Origin of the sequence: Crenobacter oryzisoli, assembly GCF_030385785.1 — a bacterium.
In the GTDB taxonomy this organism is placed as follows: Bacteria; Pseudomonadota; Gammaproteobacteria; order Burkholderiales; family Chromobacteriaceae; genus Crenobacter_A; species Crenobacter_A oryzisoli.
In genome coordinates, this window is record NZ_JAUEDK010000014.1 from 25,095 (window position 1) to 40,819 (window position 15,725).

12 protein-coding genes are annotated in these 15,725 nt (G+C 65.2%); 11 read left to right on the forward strand and 1 reads right to left on the reverse strand.

Translation table 11 applies throughout. From position 1 onward, the window contains the following. Window positions 1-67 precede the first annotated feature (67 nt). The 8 genes from QU481_RS09680 (at window position 68) to QU481_RS09715 (ending at window position 10,054) form a co-directional block, all read left to right on the forward strand. The gene (locus QU481_RS09680) at window positions 68-898 is read left to right on the forward strand and encodes an IclR family transcriptional regulator (protein WP_289829756.1); all 831 of its coding nucleotides are present in this window, start codon (window positions 68-70) and stop codon (window positions 896-898) included. After that, complete coding sequence (locus QU481_RS09685; protein WP_289829757.1) at window positions 895-2,601, forward strand: FAD-dependent oxidoreductase; 1,707 nt, start codon at window positions 895-897, stop codon at window positions 2,599-2,601. The genes QU481_RS09680 and QU481_RS09685 overlap by 4 nt, the downstream gene beginning before the upstream one ends. Window positions 2,602-2,710: 109 nt before the next feature. Continuing rightward, window positions 2,711-3,328 (forward strand): NIPSNAP family protein, encoded by a 618-nt coding sequence (locus QU481_RS09690; protein ID WP_289829758.1) that lies wholly within the window; start codon window positions 2,711-2,713, stop codon window positions 3,326-3,328. Window positions 3,329-3,339: 11 nt separating this feature from the next. Then, the gene (locus QU481_RS09695; RefSeq protein ID WP_289829759.1) at window positions 3,340-4,164 is read left to right on the forward strand and encodes a sugar phosphate isomerase/epimerase family protein; all 825 of its coding nucleotides are present in this window, start codon (window positions 3,340-3,342) and stop codon (window positions 4,162-4,164) included. 94 nt (window positions 4,165-4,258) lie between these two features. Further along, complete coding sequence (locus QU481_RS09700; RefSeq protein WP_289829760.1) at window positions 4,259-6,067, forward strand: FAD-dependent oxidoreductase; 1,809 nt, start codon at window positions 4,259-4,261, stop codon at window positions 6,065-6,067. 152 nt (window positions 6,068-6,219) lie between these two features. Continuing rightward, on the forward strand, window positions 6,220-7,098 hold the full coding sequence (locus tag QU481_RS09705) for a shikimate dehydrogenase family protein (RefSeq protein ID WP_289829761.1): 879 nt from the start codon (window positions 6,220-6,222) through the stop codon (window positions 7,096-7,098). A 71-nt stretch (window positions 7,099-7,169) separates the two neighbouring features. Further along, on the forward strand, window positions 7,170-8,546 hold the full coding sequence (locus tag QU481_RS09710) for an aromatic acid/H+ symport family MFS transporter (protein WP_289829762.1): 1,377 nt from the start codon (window positions 7,170-7,172) through the stop codon (window positions 8,544-8,546). Between the two features lie 296 nt (window positions 8,547-8,842). After that, window positions 8,843-10,054, forward strand: a complete 1,212-nt coding sequence (locus tag QU481_RS09715) for an MFS transporter (RefSeq protein WP_289829763.1) — start codon at window positions 8,843-8,845, stop codon at window positions 10,052-10,054. Between the two features lie 82 nt (window positions 10,055-10,136). Here QU481_RS09715 and QU481_RS09720 read toward each other — a convergent pair whose 3' ends face one another. Then, a complete protein-coding gene (locus tag QU481_RS09720; protein ID WP_289829764.1) occupies window positions 10,137-10,973 on the reverse strand; it encodes an IclR family transcriptional regulator domain-containing protein in 837 nt (278 codons plus the stop codon). A gap of 343 nt (window positions 10,974-11,316) precedes the next feature. On the opposite strand from QU481_RS09720, the gene QU481_RS09725 reads away from it, so the two are divergent. The 3 genes from QU481_RS09725 (at window position 11,317) to QU481_RS09735 (ending at window position 15,621) form a co-directional block, all read left to right on the forward strand. Then, window positions 11,317-12,423 (forward strand): porin, encoded by a 1,107-nt coding sequence (locus QU481_RS09725; RefSeq protein ID WP_289829765.1) that lies wholly within the window; start codon window positions 11,317-11,319, stop codon window positions 12,421-12,423. 71 nt (window positions 12,424-12,494) lie between these two features. Next, complete coding sequence (locus QU481_RS09730) at window positions 12,495-14,123, forward strand: methyl-accepting chemotaxis protein (RefSeq protein ID WP_289829766.1); 1,629 nt, start codon at window positions 12,495-12,497, stop codon at window positions 14,121-14,123. A 169-nt stretch (window positions 14,124-14,292) separates the two neighbouring features. After that, the gene (locus QU481_RS09735; RefSeq protein WP_289829767.1) at window positions 14,293-15,621 is read left to right on the forward strand and encodes an MFS transporter; all 1,329 of its coding nucleotides are present in this window, start codon (window positions 14,293-14,295) and stop codon (window positions 15,619-15,621) included. The last annotated feature ends 104 nt before the right edge of the window (window positions 15,622-15,725 follow it).

The following is a 15,725-nucleotide window of genomic DNA, read 5'->3' on the forward strand; positions in this document are numbered from 1 at the left end:
CCGCTTGAAAAAAACTGGAACACAGTTCTAGAATTGAACAGTGTTTCGGTTTTTAAGGGGGTTAATCATGGCAGGCAGTCTTCTCGACCGCGCGTTCGGCATCCTCGAGCGCCTTTCTACCGAGTCCAGCGGGATGCCGTTGCAGGCGATCGCCGACCAGATGGACATTCCGAAGAGCGCAGCGCACCGGCTACTGGGTGAGCTCGCCAAGTTGCGCTACGTGCGCCAGGACAAGGACACCGGTCGCTATTTCCTGACCACGAGGCTGGTGTCGCTCGGTTTTCGCTTCCTCGCCGAGACGGGCATCGTCGACGTGTCGCAACCGATCCTCGATGAACTCGCGCGGCAGACGCGCGAGCTGGTGCGCCTGAGCGTGACCGACGGCGAGACGCTGACCTGGGTCGCGAAAGCGCAGGGTGCCCTGTCCGGATTGCGGTATGACCCGGACATGGGGCGCGAGACAGCGCTGTTCTGCTCGGCTTCGGGTTTTGCGTGGCTGTCGACATTGTCCGATGAGGACGCGCTGGCGCTGGTGATGAAGCAGGGCTTCGGCAAACTCAACGAGTACGGTCCGAACGCACCGCGCACCGTGCCGGCGCTGCTCGAACACCTGAAGCAAACGCGCGAACGCGGCTACAGCGTCGCCATCGACACCTATATGGAGGGCATGGCAGCGATGGCGACCCCGGTCCGCCACCCGGTGACTGGCCGCGTGCTAGGCGTTGTCAGTATCGCCGGCCCGACGCCACGCTTGTCCGAAGCCAAGCTCGCCTCATTCGCCGATGCGCTAATGGCAACCGCTGCCGAACTGTCCGAGGCCAGCCTTGGATCGGCCTATCTCGCCGACGTCTGGTTCCGTGGCGACGACGAGAAGGTCGAGAAGAGGGCAGCAAAATGAAACGCGAGATCGTCTGCGACGTACTCGTCGTCGGCTCCGGTGCCGCCGGCTTGTCAGCCGCCGTCACCGCGCGGCACGCTGGGCTCGACGTGATGGTCGCCGAGAAGGCGCCGGTGCTCGGCGGCACCACCGCCTGGTCGGGCGGCTGGCTGTGGATTCCGGGCAATGCGCCGGCGCGACGAGCTGGCGTCGAGGACTCGGTCGAGGCGGCGCGCGCCTACCTGCGCGACGAACTTGCCGATGCCTACGACGCCACGCTGGTCGACGCCTATCTGGAGCACGGCCCGCGCATGGTCGACTTCTTCGAGGCCCATACCGCGGTGCGTTTCGTGCCCGGCGTCGCCACGCCGGACTTCCATCCCGACTCGGCCGGCAGCACCGTCGGCCGCCCGGTGTGTGCCGCGCCGATCGACGGCAGGGAACTGGGGCGGCTGATCGATCTTTTGCGCCCGCCCTTGCGGGAGATCACGCTCGGCGGCATGCCGATCGCGGCCGGGGCCGACCTCAAGCACTTCATGAACGCGCGCCGCTCGCTTGCCTCGGCCTGGCATGTGGCGAAACGGCTGACGCGCCACGGCTTCGATACCCTCGTGCACGGCCGCAGCATGCATCTGGTGAACGGTAATGCGCTGGCGGCGCGACTGATCAAGTCGGCTGATACCCTCGGCGTGGCGCTCCGCGTTGCCTCGCCGGCACGCGAACTGATCCGCAACGCCAGCGGCCGCATTACCGGCGCGGTGCTCATGACACCGCAAGGCGCACAGACAGTGCGCGTGCGCCGTGGGGTCGTGCTCGCCTGCGGCGGTTTTCCGCACGATGTCGAGCGCCGGCGCGAACTGTTCCCGCTGGCGCCGACCGGCGCCGAACACTGGTCGGCCGCACCGCAGGAGAACAGCGGCGACGGCCTGAGGTTGGCCGAGGCGGTCGGCGCACGGGTGAAGGCCGACATTCCGAGCCCGGCCGCATGGATCCCGGTGTCGCGCGTGCCGCGCCCGGATGGCAGCCACGGTGTGTTCCCGCACCTGATCGACCGCGCCAAGCCCGGCGTGATCGCCGTGCTGAAAAACGGACGGCGCTTCGCCAACGAGTCCAACTCCTATCACGACGTCGGCCGCGCCTGGCTGGCCGCGTCGGCGGCGGCCGGGCTCAAGACGGTCGAGGCTTTCCTGCTGTGTGACCACAGGGCGATCCGCCGCTATGGCCTGGGCTTCGCCAAGCCGTTCCCGATTCCGCTCGGGCCCTATCTCAAGTCCGGCTATCTGGTCAGCGCGCCGAGCATCGCGGCGCTGGCCGAGCGGCTCGGCATCGAGGCAGCGGTGCTGTGCGCCACCATCGAGCGCTACAACCATGATGCCCGTCGTGGCGAGGACCCGGAATTCGGCCGTGGCAAAAGCGCCTTCAACCGCGTCAGCGGCGATGCGACTGTCGCGCCCAATCCCTGCGTCGCTCCCGTCGAGCACGGGCCGTTCTACGCCGTCCGCCTGTTGCCCGGCAGCCTCGGCACCTTCGCAGGTCTGCCTACCGACGCGTCCGCGCGCGTGCTCGGCGAGGGCCGCCGGCCGATTCCTGGCCTCTACGCGGTCGGCAACGACATGCACAGCGTGATGGGCGGCCACTACCCGAGCGGGGGCATCACGCTCGGCCCAGCGATGACCTTCGGCTACCTCGCCGGCCTGCATCTGGCCGGCACGCCGCCGGGCTGATCCGCCGCCCGGTCTCCCTTTTTCACCTTCGACCCGTCACCCCCGCTCCCGACCGATTCGGGCGCGCAGGCCCCCCTTTGGCCGTTGGGTCTTCATCCTGGAGTTAGCCATGCAACGTTATGAAGTCGTCACCCTTACCTTACCGATCGGCGCCACCGGTGCGGCGCTGCCGCGCATCAAGCAGTACCTGGACGAGACACCGTCGCGCGGCCGCTTCCTCGCCTGCTGGTATTCGGATATCGGCGCTCTCAACCAGATCATGGTGATTCGCGGCTACGAAAGCGCCGCCGTGCTGGCCGAGGAGCGCGAGGCGGCGCTGTTGGCCGGTAACCCGTTCGGCATCGGCGACCTAGTGACCGACATGGAAATCAACGACTACGCGCCGTTCCCCTTCTTGCCACCGGTCGAACCGGGCGAGAAGGGCCCGTTCTACGAAGTGCGCGTCTACGGTATCAAGCCCTCGGGCCTTGCGCCAACCATCGAAGCCTGGCGCGGCGCCGTGCCGGCGCGCACCGAGATCTCGCCCCTGACCATCGCGATGTATGCGGTCGACGGCAAGGCGCCGCGCTTCATGAACATCTGGCCCTACCCGTCGCTGGACGCGCGCAACAAGGCGCGCGCCGACGCGGTTGCCGCCGGCATCTGGCCGCCCAAGGGCGGCCCGGCCCACCTGACCGATTTGGCCTCGTCGATTTTCCTGCCGGCGTCGTTCTCGCCGCTTCGCTAAGGAGCCTGACCATGACCTCCCGAATCCTGTCGCTCGCCGCGCTGACCGTGCTGGAGCTCTCGCCGCCCGACATGGTCTCCTGCGCCGCCGAAGCCGGCTACAGCCACATCGGTCTGCGCCTGCTACCTGCCACGCCGACCGAACCGCAACACGACATCGTTGGCGACACGCCGCTGTTGCGCGAGACGCTCGCGCGCCTTGCCGACACCGGGGTTGCAGTGTCCGACATTGAGATCCTGCGTCTTAAGCCGGAGACGTGCGTCGCGGACTTCCTGCCGGTGCTGGAAACCGGCGCGCGGCTCGGCGCGCGCGACGTGCTGGTGGCCGGCAACGACGCCGATCCGGTGCGGCTGGCCGACAACTTCGCGCGCCTGTGCGAGCTGGGCGCGCCGCTGAACCTGGCGATGAACATCGAGCCGATGCCGTGGACCGAGGTGCGCAACCTCAAGGACGCCGCCGCACTGCTGGCCTCGGCCAACCGACCGGCCAACGCCGGCGTGCTGATCGACGCGATCCACTTCGACCGCGCCGGTTGCCGCATCGAGGAGATCGCCGAACTGCCGGAGGGCGTGCTGCGTTATGCGCAACTGTGCGACGCGCCGGCCGACAAGCCGCGCGATATCGACGAGCTGCTGCTGCAGGCGCGTGCCGAGCGGATGACACCGGGCGAGGGCGGACTCAAGTTGGCCGAGCTGTTGCGCGCGTTGCCGGCGACGTTGCCGCTGTCGATCGAGGTGCCACAGGCGGCGTTGGCCAGGACCGTCGGCGCCGTCGAGCGCGCGCGTCGTCTGCGTGAGGCGAGCGAGCGGCTGCTCGAGCGGGTGTTTGGCGCCTGAGGCCGGGCCCCGTCGCGAGTCAATCCCGCGGCGCCAGCGGCGCCGCGACAGAACGATGCGCCGCGCTGAGCGGCGTACGTCAAAGGAGAAGGGGATGTTGCTTGATCTGGGAAAGCTTTCGCCCGAGGGCGAGGTTTTCGACGTGGTGGTGGTCGGCGCAGGTGGCGCTGGCATGTCGGCGGCACTCTATGCGGCCATCGACGGCGCGCGGGTGCTGCTTGTCGAGCATAGCGAGTACGTGGGCGGCACGACCGCCTACTCGGGGGGGACGACCTGGGTTCCCGGCACCCATCACGCCGCGAGTGTGCCGGGCAACGATACGCTCGACACCGCCGAGGGCTTTCTGAACCGGGCGGTCGGAGAGCGCACGCCGGCGGCGCTGCGCCGCGCCTTCCTCGACAACGGCGCCGAAGCGATCGCCCGCATCGAGGCGAATTCTGACGTCAAATATCGCGCCTGTCCGACCCATCCGGACTACCTGACCGAGCTTGAGGGCTCGACGATGCGCGGCCGCGCACTCGAACCGGTGCCGTTCGATGGCCGCCTGTTAGGGCCGCTCTTTTCGCTGGTGCGCCCGCCGATCCCGGAGTTCACCGTGCTCAAGGGGATGATGGTCGACCGGGTCGACATCTTCCACCTGTTGCGCGCCACCCAGAGCTTCGCCTCGTTCCGTCACTGCGCGAAGATCCTGCTGTGCCACGTGTCGGACCGCCTGCGCTACCCGCGCGGCACCCGGCTGGTGATGGGCAACGCGCTGATCGGCCGCCTGTTGCTATCGCTGTCGCAGCGTAAGAACGCCTCGATGCTCTTGAACACCTCGGTCGAGGCGATCAGCCACGACGAGGCGGGCGTCACCGCGCTGACGCTGGTGCAGAACGGTACGCGCCGCACGGTCCGGGTCAAAGGCGGCGTCATTTTCGCCAGCGGCGGTTTCAACCGCCACCCGGCATTGCGCAAGGCACTGCTGCCTGGCGCCGACGAGGCCTGGTGTCCCGGCGCGCCCGGTCACACTGGCAAGGTGCACGAACTGGTGCGCCCGCTCGGCGCGCACTATGGCGAGGGCGCCCTCAGCAACGCGTTCTGGGCGCCGGTGTCGCGTCGCCAGCGCAAGGACGGCAGCTGGGCGGTGTTCCCGCACTTCGTGTTCGACCGCGCCAAGCCCGGCATGATCACCGTCAACCAGGCCGGCCACCGCTTCCTCAACGAAAGCACCTCCTACCACCTGTTCGGCGTCGCGATGCAGGAAGCCCACAAGGCATCGCCGTCCATTCCGGCCTATCTGATCGCCGATGCCGAGGCGATGCGCAAGTACGGCATGGGCATGGTCCGCCCTGGCGGCCGTGGGTTCGCACCCTTCCTCGCCGACGGCTATCTGACGCGCGCCGACACGCTCGACGAGCTGGCCGTCAAGCTCGGCATCGACGCGGCCGCTCTCAAGGACAGCGTGGCGCGTAACAACGCCTACGCCAAGACCGGCGTCGATCCGGACTTCGGCCGCGGCTCGACCGCCTATCAGCGCCACAACGGTGACGCAAGCTGGAACGGTCCTAATCCCAACCTCGGCCCGATCGAGCGCGCGCTGTTCTACGCCGTGCGTCTCTACCCAGGCGACATCGGGGCGGCCACCGGCCTTGTCACCGATACCGATGCTCGCGTGCTCAACACCCGTGGTGCCCCCATTGCAGGGCTCTATGCGGTCGGCAACGACATGCATTCCATCCTCGGCGGCGTCTACGCCGCACCTGGCATCACGCTGGGGCCCGGTCTGGTGTTCGGCTATATCGCTGCCCGCCATGCGGTGCAGCGTGCGGCAGCAGCGGGTAGGGGCGACGGGTACCTTCAGTCCGAGGCTTGCCGTCCGTCACGTCACATTGGCGTGACATCGCACGATGCAAAGGTCTGAGCAAAGTGCGTTCGATAGTCGAACAGAATTTCGATAATCGGCCTTGACGCTGCCGAGTACGCTGCCTACATTCCCGACATATGTACCAGCTGGTTCGTGATGGGGCCAGGGTAACCCGGCAGTGCCGGAAAGCGGCAAACAGAAAGAGATAGATGAAGATTACCGGCAATACCCAGGTGTTTTTCGTGATAGCCGACCCGATCGGCCAGGTGCGTGCGCCCGAGTTGTTCAATCGGGTGTTCGAGCTTCACGGCGTCGACGCGGTGGTGGTGCCGCTGCAGGTCGCTGCGGACGATTTCGAGCCAACGGTCCGCGCGTTGTTTCGTTCGCCCTCGACTGGTGGTGTGTTCCTGTCGATCCCGCACAAGCCGGCGGCACTGACGGTGGCCGACCGCTGTTCCGAGCTGGCTGAAGTGGCTGGCGCGGTCAACGCGCTGCGTCGAGGACGCGACGGCGCGATCGAGGGCGAGCTGTTCGACGGCCTCGGTTTTGTAAAGGCGCTCGACGATGCCCACATCGCCTATGCCGGTCGTCGCGTGTTGCTGATCGGTGCCGGCGGGGCCGCTTCGGCGGCCGCAGCGACGCTTGCCGCGCGAGGTACGAGTGAGATCGCGATTTTTGACCCTGTCGCCGACAAGGCCATGCAGCTGGCATCGCGTATCGTCTCGGCGTTTCGCATCGACGCCTATGCGGCGGCATCGAACGACCCGGCCGGCTACGACCTCGTCGTCAACGTGTCGCCGCTGGGCATGAAGACGGATGACCCGGTCCCATTCGACGTGGCCCGGCTCGACGATGGTGCGGCGGTATTCGACGTGCTCATGAAGAACCAGCCGACGCCGCTCGTACGCGCCGCGCGCGCCCGTGGTCTTACCGCCGAGCCGGGCTTCGAGATGCTGATCCAGCAGGCGCCGTTGTACCTGCGTTTCTTTGGCCTGGAGGCAGCGGCGTCGGGCATCGAGAACGACGCGTCAGCGCTCAGGGCGATGATCTACCCACCGGAGCTGCTCGACTCGCACCGGCTGTCCTGAAGTCAAAACAGAAAATTAAAGAAAAAAAGCAGGCCCAAGCCTGCATCACCCCTGTCCCAGAGGAGAAAACTGTGACTGCACCCCACGCTATTGACGTTCGCGCGTTGATTAACGACCGTCCGGTCGGGCTGTTCCAGAAACTGGTCGTCCTGCTCGGCTTTTGCATCATCGCGCTCGACGGTTTCGACGTCGCGATCATGGGCTTTATCGCTCCCCAGTTGAAGCACGACTGGGGCGTGACCAACCAGATGCTCGGCCCGGTGCTGAGTGCGGCGCTGGCGGGCCTTGCGGTCGGCGCCTTGTTCGCCGGCCCGCTGGCCGACCGCTTCGGTCGCAAGATGATTCTGGTCTGTAGTGTGTTCTTCTTCGGCGTGTGGACGCTGGCAACCGCCACGTCGACCGACGTGACCCACCTCGTCGCCTTCCGCTTCCTGACCGGCCTCGGCCTGGGCGCGGCGATGCCGAACGTCGGCACGCTGGTGTCTGAGTATGCGCCGGACAAGAACCGCTCTTTCCTCGTGACGGTGGTGTTCTGCGGCTTCACCTTCGGCGCGGCCGGTGGCGGCTTTCTGTCGGCCTGGATGATTCCGGCTTTCGGCTGGCACAGCGTGCTGGTGCTCGGCGGCATACTGCCGTTGATCGTGGCGCCGATCCTGTTTTTCAAACTGCCGGAATCGGTGCGCTTCCTCGTCGTCAAGCGCGCGCCGACCGAACGTATCCGCAAGATCGTCGACCGCCTCGCTCCGGGCGTGGCGACTACCGCTTCGACCTTCGAAATGTCGGCCGCCGCCAGCGCGACCAGCAACGAAAGCCCGGTCAAGATCGTGTTGTCCAAGCAATACAAGTTTGGCAGCCTGATGCTGTGGCTGGGCTACTTCACGGCGCTGTTCCTCGTCTATCTGCTCGGTAGCTGGCTGCCGACCCTGGTCAAGGAGGCCGGTTACAACGTGACCGACGCGGCGATCGTGACCGCGCTCTATCAGGCTGGCGGCACTATTGGTTCACTGTTTCTCGGCTGGTGCATGGACCGCGCCAACCCGCACCGCGTGCTGTCGACCACCTATCTGCTGGGTGGCGCACTGACTTTCGCGATTGGGCTGTCGGCGCATCATTTCGGCCTCCTGGGTGTGCTCGCCCTGGCCGTTGGCTTCTGCCTGAACGGCGCCAATACCGGCATGAATGCGCTGTCGGCCAGCTTTTACCCGACCGCGGCGCGCGCCACCGGTTCAAGCTGGATGCACGGCGTGGGTCGCTGGGGCGCGATGCTGAGTGCGTTCGCCGGCGCCCAGATGCTGGCGATGGGCTGGACCTTCTCGCAGGTGTTCGCCGCGCTGACCGTGCCGGCCGCCATCACCGCACTGGCGATCATCGCCAAGGGGATGCACGGCGCGCGAGCCATGCGTGTCGCTGCCAATAGCGGTCTCGCGGTAGAGGCGGGGCGGTCCTGACCCGACGCCGATAGCACCGCTCACAAAGTGAGGTGCTGCCAAGTTGTCGCGAAGCTAGAAAACCAATGCCGCGATCGTGCTCGCCGCACGGCCGTGGACGGTACGAGTCTTACGGCAAGGCAGTGTCACAACGCCATGAAGGTTTGGTTAGTGGCTCTTGCTGTTGGGAGTGTGATCCTGGTACATCCAGGCTTGGAGGGCGGGCGCTAAGCGTTCGCCCTGTTTTTTGGCGGAGGGATAAGCAACACGCTTCGCCATTGTTTCGCCCATCCATTCGGTCAACCCAGTTCGTCAAAATGCCCGATCCTTTTCGATATAACGAAGCGTCACCGCGCACTGTCGCCAGGCAGATCGTCTCCATCGTCTTCTTCAATTTCATCGGCTATCTGTCGGTCGGTGTCACGATCGCGGTGGTGCCTGTCTATGTGCATGCCGATCTGGGCTTCGGTTCGGTCGTGGCTGGCCTCGCCGTCAGCAGCCAGTACGTCGCCACCTTGCTGAGCCGCGCGTACGCCGGCCGTCTGTGCGATACGAGGGGGCCGAAGTTCTCGGTGCTTAACGGCCTGGTGCTGTGCACCGCGAGCGGATGGCTGCTTCTTGCTGCGGTGTTTGTCGGCAAGGCCGCGGTTCCCAGCCTCGTGCTCCTGGTCGTGGCACGGCTGCTGCTGGGGGCGGGCGAGAGTCTGGTGACAACCGGCACGATCACTTGGGCCATAGGTCGCGTTGGTGCGGCGCATACCGCCAAAGTCATCTCATGGAACGGTATCACCAGCTACGGGGCGATCGCCTTGGGCGCGCCGCTTGGCGTGGCGCTGGCAAGGCACTGGGGTTTCGCGTCGCTCGGCGTGTTTACGTTGGCCATATCGTTGGGGTCTTGGTTGCTGGCGCGTCGCATGGCTGCGGTGCCGACCGTGCATGGTGATCGTTTGCCATTCGGTGCGGTGTTCTGGCGCATGCTGCCATTCGGCCTGTGTCTGGCGCTGGGGTCGATCGGCTTTGGCGCGATCTCGACTTTCGTCACGTTGTTTTATGCCAGCCGGCACTGGCCGGATGCAGCGCTGGCGCTATCGTTGTTTGGCGGTGCTTTCGTGTTGTCGCGGCTCTTGTTCGTCGGCAGTATCGGGCACCTTGGCGGTTATCGGGTTGCCTTGCTGTCGTTTGCGGTGGAGGCGGTGGGGCTGGCACTGTTGTGGGGCGCCGTGGCGCCTTCGTGGGCATTTGCAGGGGCGGCGCTAACCGGCTTCGGCTTTGCGCTGGTATTCCCGGCGCTCGCGAGCGAGGCGGTGCGCCGCGTGCCGGACAGCAACCGCGGCACGGCGCTCGGCGCCTACGCGCTATTCCTCGACCTGTCGCTCGGGGTGACCGGGCCTGCCGCCGGCCTGATCGCTAACCGCTTCGGCTACGGTGCCGTCTATCTGGCGGCCGCGCTCGCAGCGCTCTGGGCGCTGGGCTTGTGTGGGCTGCTGCGCGCGCGGAGCGGTCGCGAGCTGGCGTCGGCCTGTGTATGACGTGGCCGATCTGACGTCGGATGAAAATGAAAAAGCCTTTTCCCGATCGGGAAAAGGCTTTTTTTCTGTGGGCAGCGTGGTGTCAGGCAATCAGCAGCGACAGTTCCTCGGCGGCTTCGCGCAGCACCGGCAGGAAGCGAGTCTCCATCTCGGCGACCGACACGCGCGCAGCCTGTACGCCGACGTTGATCGCGGCGACCACCTTGCCGCTTTGCGACAGGATCGGCACCGCGATCGACCGCAGCCCGATTTCCAGCTCCTGATCGATCACCGAATAGCCCTGGCTTTTTACCTTGGTGAGCTCGGCGGCGAGTTTCTCGCGTGTGATCAGCGTGTTCGGCGTGTATTGCACCAGCTTTACGCGGTCGAGATAGGCGGACAGCTCCTCCGCCGGCAGGCCGCTTAGCAACACTCGTCCCATCGATGTGGACGAGGCGGGCAGGCGGCTACCGATGTCGAGGTCGATCGTCATGATGCGCGAGGTCGATGCGCGTGCGATGTAGAGGATTTCGTCGCCGTCGAGGATGGCGATCGAACTCGACTCGTTCAACGCGTTGCTGACATGGCGCAGCACTGGCTGCGCGGCCTTCGCCAGCGGCGTCGACGCGAGATAGGCGTGGCCAAGCGACAAGATGCGCGGGCGCAGCGCGAAGTTGCGGCCGTCTTCGGCGGCGACGAAGCCGAGTTTTGCTAGCGTGTACAGGCACCGGCGCACCGCGGCACGCGGAATGCCGGTCTTCTGGCTGATCTGCGAGATCGACATCAGCCTGCGCTGTTGCGAGAACGCCTGGATCACTGCCAAGCCGCGCGCCAGCGAGGTCATGAAGTTGGGGTCACCGCTTTGCGAGGCGATGTCGTCGGCCGTCGAACCCTGGCTTTCGGTGGCGCTATCGTCCGCGTTCTGAAGTGCTTCTGCCATTAGTGGGTCATGTTGCATGACGTCGGGTTCCTGGTTGATGACGGCGGAAAGAATACCAGCTCGTTGTTGCATGGCAACAATCAGACATCGAGCCGCTCCGGTTTTCGTTGGGAACGGTCGCTGTCAGATAAGGATATTCGATTATCGCACACCTTTTCGATAATCGGCATTGTTGCATTATGTACCATCTGGCACATTTTGCGTTGGGTAGGTCAGGAAGCGCCGCTGCGACGACTGCCTATCCGTCCATCCGGCGCTACCCGAACGCGGACAAGTTTGGGGGCATGCCAGTGCGATGGGCTCGACACAAAAACATAACGAGAGAAATAGCTGGAGAAGCTCCATGAAACAGAGGTACTTATTTATCGCTTGCGCTGCCATCGGCCTGAGCTCGCTCACCTACGCGGACGACAGTGGCGTCATCATCTACGGTCGCATGCACGGCGACATCGAATCGACGAGGGCTGGCAAGACCGACATGCCGTCGACCGGCAAGGTGCAGAACGACACCTCACGCATCGGCTTCAAGGGTTACGAGGATCTGGGCAGCAACCTGAAGGCGGTTTGGCAGGTGGAGAGCGGCGTCGCCATCGATGACGGTTCGGCGGCGGCTTCCAGCCGGGGCTACTGGGGCACTCGTGAGACCTACGTCGGGCTGAGCCATGCCACGCTTGGCACGTTCAAGCTCGGCCATTTCCTGGTGGCAGCGGACGACCTGCACGACATCGCCGGCAACAACTTCCAATACTGGACCGGCATCTCGAATGACGCGACGCTGTGGCTGAACGGCGGCGACATTGCCACCGGTGGTTTCGATGCACGTTTGGGCAATTCGGTGAGCTACCAGACGCCGAACATCAACGGTTTCAGTTCGCGCATCCAGTATTCGCTGACCACTGGCTCCGGTAGCAAGGAGGCGATCTCGGGGGGCTCGTCCGTGATCTCGGCCAATGCGCGCTACGACAGCGGCCCGCTGCACCTTGGCTACGGCGTGCAACAGAACCGCGATATGCAGGTGACCTCGAGCGGTTTCTACCAGAGCGGACTCGCACAATTTCTGGCGGCGGGATACGGGTTTGGCCCGCTCTATCTGGCTGGCTTGTTCGAGCACGACAACCTGAACAATATCCAGAGCAGCGGCAAGGACCGCAGCCGCAACTATGGCAGCCTGCTGGCCAACTACACCATCGGCCGCAACATCTTCTCCCTTCAGTACGGCAAAGCCGGCTCATGGAGCGGCGACGCCGGTGTCGGCCACAGTGGCGCCTGGCTGGGCAGTGCTGCGTACAACTACAAGCTGAGCAATAGCACTCAGGTCTACGTCCTCTATACCCGTCTCAATAACGATATCAACGGCGCCTACGTGCTTGGCGGCAACCCGACGGCAAATGCCGTTCCGGCGATGCGCAACCAGCATTCGGTTGCGCTCGGCATGTGGAAGAACTTCTGAGCCAGTCGGGCCGGGGTCCGTACCCGGTACGGACCTCGAAGCGGAGAGGAGAGATGAGGTTGAAAGCAAGCATGAAACAGCGAATGGGGCTGTTGCTGCTGTTGTCGTTGCTGGGGCTGATCGTCATCGGTGCGGCGGCACTCAAGGTTGGCCGTGATGTCATGATCGAAGACCGCAAGCTCCAGCTCAAGCACCTGGTCGAGACGGCTGGCGGCGTCGTCGACCATTACGCGGCACAGGCGCGCATCGGTGCGCTGTCCGTAGCCGAGGCGCAGCGGCGCGCGGTGGCGGCAATCCAGGCGCTGCGTTTCAACGACGGTCACGATTACTACTTCGTGATGACGCTCGACGGCGTTCAGCTGGCGAACGGCGCCCATCCGGAGAACGTGGGCAAGACCCGGATCAACGATGTGGACGCGAATGGTGTGCATCAGACGGTCGAGATGCTCAAGACGGTGAACGCGAACGGGGAGGGCTGGGTGCGCTATGCGTATCCGAAATCGCCGGGCGGCGTGCCGTTGCCGAAGCTGGCGTATGTGAAGAAGATCGACGCCTGGTCCTGGGTCATCGGCGCTGGCGTCTATATGGACGAGGTCGACACGATGTTCCGCGATATGGGTACGACACTGCTTGCGTTGCTCGCGGTGCTGACTGCCGCGCTGATTGGTGTCGGCCTTTGGCTGGTGCGGTCGGTGATGCGCGATATCGGCGGTGAGCCCGCTTATGCGCGAGAGGCGGTGGTGGAGATCTCCGGCGGCAATCTGGGGGTCGATTTCGCCTGCCGTGACGAGGACAGCTTGCTCGGTGCGATCCGGCGCATGCAGCTGACGCTGCGGTCCACCATCGGCGACATGCGTCGCGGAGCCGACCAGCTCGGTGAGACGTCACAGGGGCTGGCTGGCGCATCGGGCGCGGTGCTCGATGGCTCGCGTCGACACAGCGAGGCGGCGGCGGGCATCGCCGCCGCAATCGAAGAGATGACGGCCTCGATCGACCAGCTCTCGGGCAACGCCGAGGCCGCACATGCGCTGGCTCGCGAGGCAGGTGACAGTGCCGAGGGCGGCCGGCGGGCAATCGCGGAGGTGGTCGACGAGGTCCATCGCGTCGCGGCCATCGTCGGTGACGCGTCGCACTCGCTCGAGGCGCTAGGCGCGCAGACACAGGCAATCCACGGCATCACCGATGTGATCCGCGATGTCGCCGAGCAGACCAATCTGCTGGCGTTGAACGCGGCGATCGAGGCGGCGCGTGCCGGCGAATCGGGCCGCGGTTTCGCGGTGGTTGCCGACGAGGTGCGCAAGCTGGCCGAACGCACTGCGGCGGCCACCGGCGAGATTCAGCAGCAGATTACCGCGATTCGCGTCAGCTCCGATACCGCAATCCGCGACATGGGCGCGGCGGTCGGTCGTGTCGGCACTGGTGTCGAGCGCGCTCGTGTGGCCGGCGAGGCGATAGCCGCGAGCGCCGATAGCGCGCGTCGCGTCACCGGCGTGGCCGGCGACATCGCTGCCGCGCTGAAGGAGCAGTCGGCGGCGAGCGCCGAGATGTCGCGCCATGTGGAGCAGATCGCCCATCTGTCGCAGCAAAACGCCGCGTCGGCGTCTGAGGCGGACGCGGCGGCGGCGAGACTCGATGCGTTTGCGCAGCAGTTGCGCGCAGCGGCGAACGCGTTCCGGCTTGAAGCGGTGACGATGGGTTGAGCGGACAGCGGGCTGTCTGAGCAGGACATGGCGGGGACATTTCGGCTGACCCCGCTGTTTTCAATCACTCGCAATGGGGGGCATGTCGTTCCGATTCTGGCCTACAACTCGAAAAAACAAAGATGACTGGGTGGACGCCGCCTAGGTCACAGTACATGGAGAAACTGAAATGCCCACAACACAACAAACCACCCACGCCGCGCCGGTCACGGACAGCACTGTCAGCGGCAAGATACGCAGTGCTTTCGCTATCGGCAAAGTCCGCTGGGGCATGCTGGCGCTGGTGTTCTTCGCCACGACGCTCAACTACATCGACCGCGCCGCGCTCGGCGTGCTGCAACCGGTGCTCGCGAAGGCGATGAGCTGGACGGCGCAGGACTACGCCAACATCAACTTCTGGTTCCAGGTCGGCTACGCGATCGGTTTCGCCGCACAGGGTCGCTATATCGACAAGGTCGGCGTCAAGCGTGCGTTCGCGATCGCGGTGTTGCTGTGGAGTATCGCGGCGGCATCGCATGGTCTCGCTGCGTCGGCTGTCGGCTTCATGGTGTGTCGTTTCTTCCTCGGCCTTGCCGAGGCGGCCAACTACCCGTCGTGCGTCAAGACCGCGCGCCTGTGGTTCCCGGCCGGCGAGCGCGCGATGGCGACCGGTATCTTTAACGCTGGCACCAACGTCGGCGCGATGCTGACGCCGTTGATGCTGCCGTTCATTCTGACCGTCTGGGGCTGGCAGGCGGCTTTCTACACCATCGGTGCGCTCGGCTTTGTGTGGCTGCTGTTTTGGCTGCGCAACTATTACAACCCGGAAGAGCACCCGCACGTCAGCCAGCAGGAGCGGGACTATGTGCAGCAGGGCGTCGAGCCAGCGCCAGTGAAGGTGCCGTATTCGCGGATACTGAAGATGCGCGGCACCTGGGCATTTGCACTCGCGTTCACCGTCACCGCACCGGTGTTCTGGTTCTACCTGTATTGGCTGCCGCCGTTTCTGAACCAGCAGTACCATCTGGGCATCAGCGTCACGCAAATGGGCCTGCCGTTGATGGTCATCTACTTCATGGCGGACGTCGGCAGCATCGGCGGTGGGGCGCTGTCGTCGTTGATGATCGGCCGTGGCATGGCTCCGGTGAAGGCCCGCCTGCTGTCGATGCTTATCTGTGCGATGTGCATCTCGTTTATCGTGTTTGCCGCCGGCGCGAGCAGCCTGTGGTTGGCGGTCGCCGCGATCTCGATCGCGATTGGAGCGCATCAGGCGTGGACGGCGAATATCTGGAGCCTGGTCATGGACTTTTCGCCTAAGGAAGTCGTCAGCTCGGTGTTCGGCTTCGGTGGCATGGTCGGCGCTGTCGGCGGGATGTTTATGACGCAGCTGGTCGGCTACGTGCTGACTGTGACGCACAACAATTACGCAGTGCTGTTCACGATGATTCCGTGCGCGTACTTCGTCGCACTGGCCTGGCTGTATTTCATGGCGCCTCGCCAGATCGAAGAGGCCCACTGAGCTTCAATCCACTGTCCGCGATGGAGGGTGACCGCCCGCGTGCCAATCCGGTGCGCGGGCTTTTTTTGTCGGGCGGAGGTCTCAGTCGTTAGTCACGCGTACCG

What these genes read in the sequence shown, in the direction of transcription:
- QU481_RS09680 (WP_289829756.1), top strand. Translation starts at nt 68, where the DNA reads ATGGCAGGCAGTCTTCTCGACCGCGCGTTCGGCATCCTCGAGCGCCTT.
- QU481_RS09695 (WP_289829759.1), top strand. Translation starts at nt 3,340, where the DNA reads ATGACCTCCCGAATCCTGTCGCTCGCCGCGCTGACCGTGCTGGAGCTC.
- QU481_RS09725 (WP_289829765.1), top strand. Translation starts at nt 11,317, where the DNA reads ATGAAACAGAGGTACTTATTTATCGCTTGCGCTGCCATCGGCCTGAGC.
- QU481_RS09735 (WP_289829767.1), top strand. Translation starts at nt 14,293, where the DNA reads ATGCCCACAACACAACAAACCACCCACGCCGCGCCGGTCACGGACAGC.
- QU481_RS09705 (WP_289829761.1), top strand. Translation starts at nt 6,220, where the DNA reads ATGAAGATTACCGGCAATACCCAGGTGTTTTTCGTGATAGCCGACCCG.
- QU481_RS09685 (WP_289829757.1), top strand. Translation starts at nt 895, where the DNA reads ATGAAACGCGAGATCGTCTGCGACGTACTCGTCGTCGGCTCCGGTGCC.
- QU481_RS09715 (WP_289829763.1), top strand. Translation starts at nt 8,843, where the DNA reads ATGCCCGATCCTTTTCGATATAACGAAGCGTCACCGCGCACTGTCGCC.
- QU481_RS09730 (WP_289829766.1), top strand. Translation starts at nt 12,495, where the DNA reads ATGAAACAGCGAATGGGGCTGTTGCTGCTGTTGTCGTTGCTGGGGCTG.
- QU481_RS09690 (WP_289829758.1), top strand. Translation starts at nt 2,711, where the DNA reads ATGCAACGTTATGAAGTCGTCACCCTTACCTTACCGATCGGCGCCACC.
- QU481_RS09700 (WP_289829760.1), top strand. Translation starts at nt 4,259, where the DNA reads ATGTTGCTTGATCTGGGAAAGCTTTCGCCCGAGGGCGAGGTTTTCGAC.
- QU481_RS09720 (WP_289829764.1), bottom strand. Translation starts at nt 10,973, where the DNA reads ATGGCAGAAGCACTTCAGAACGCGGACGATAGCGCCACCGAAAGCCAG.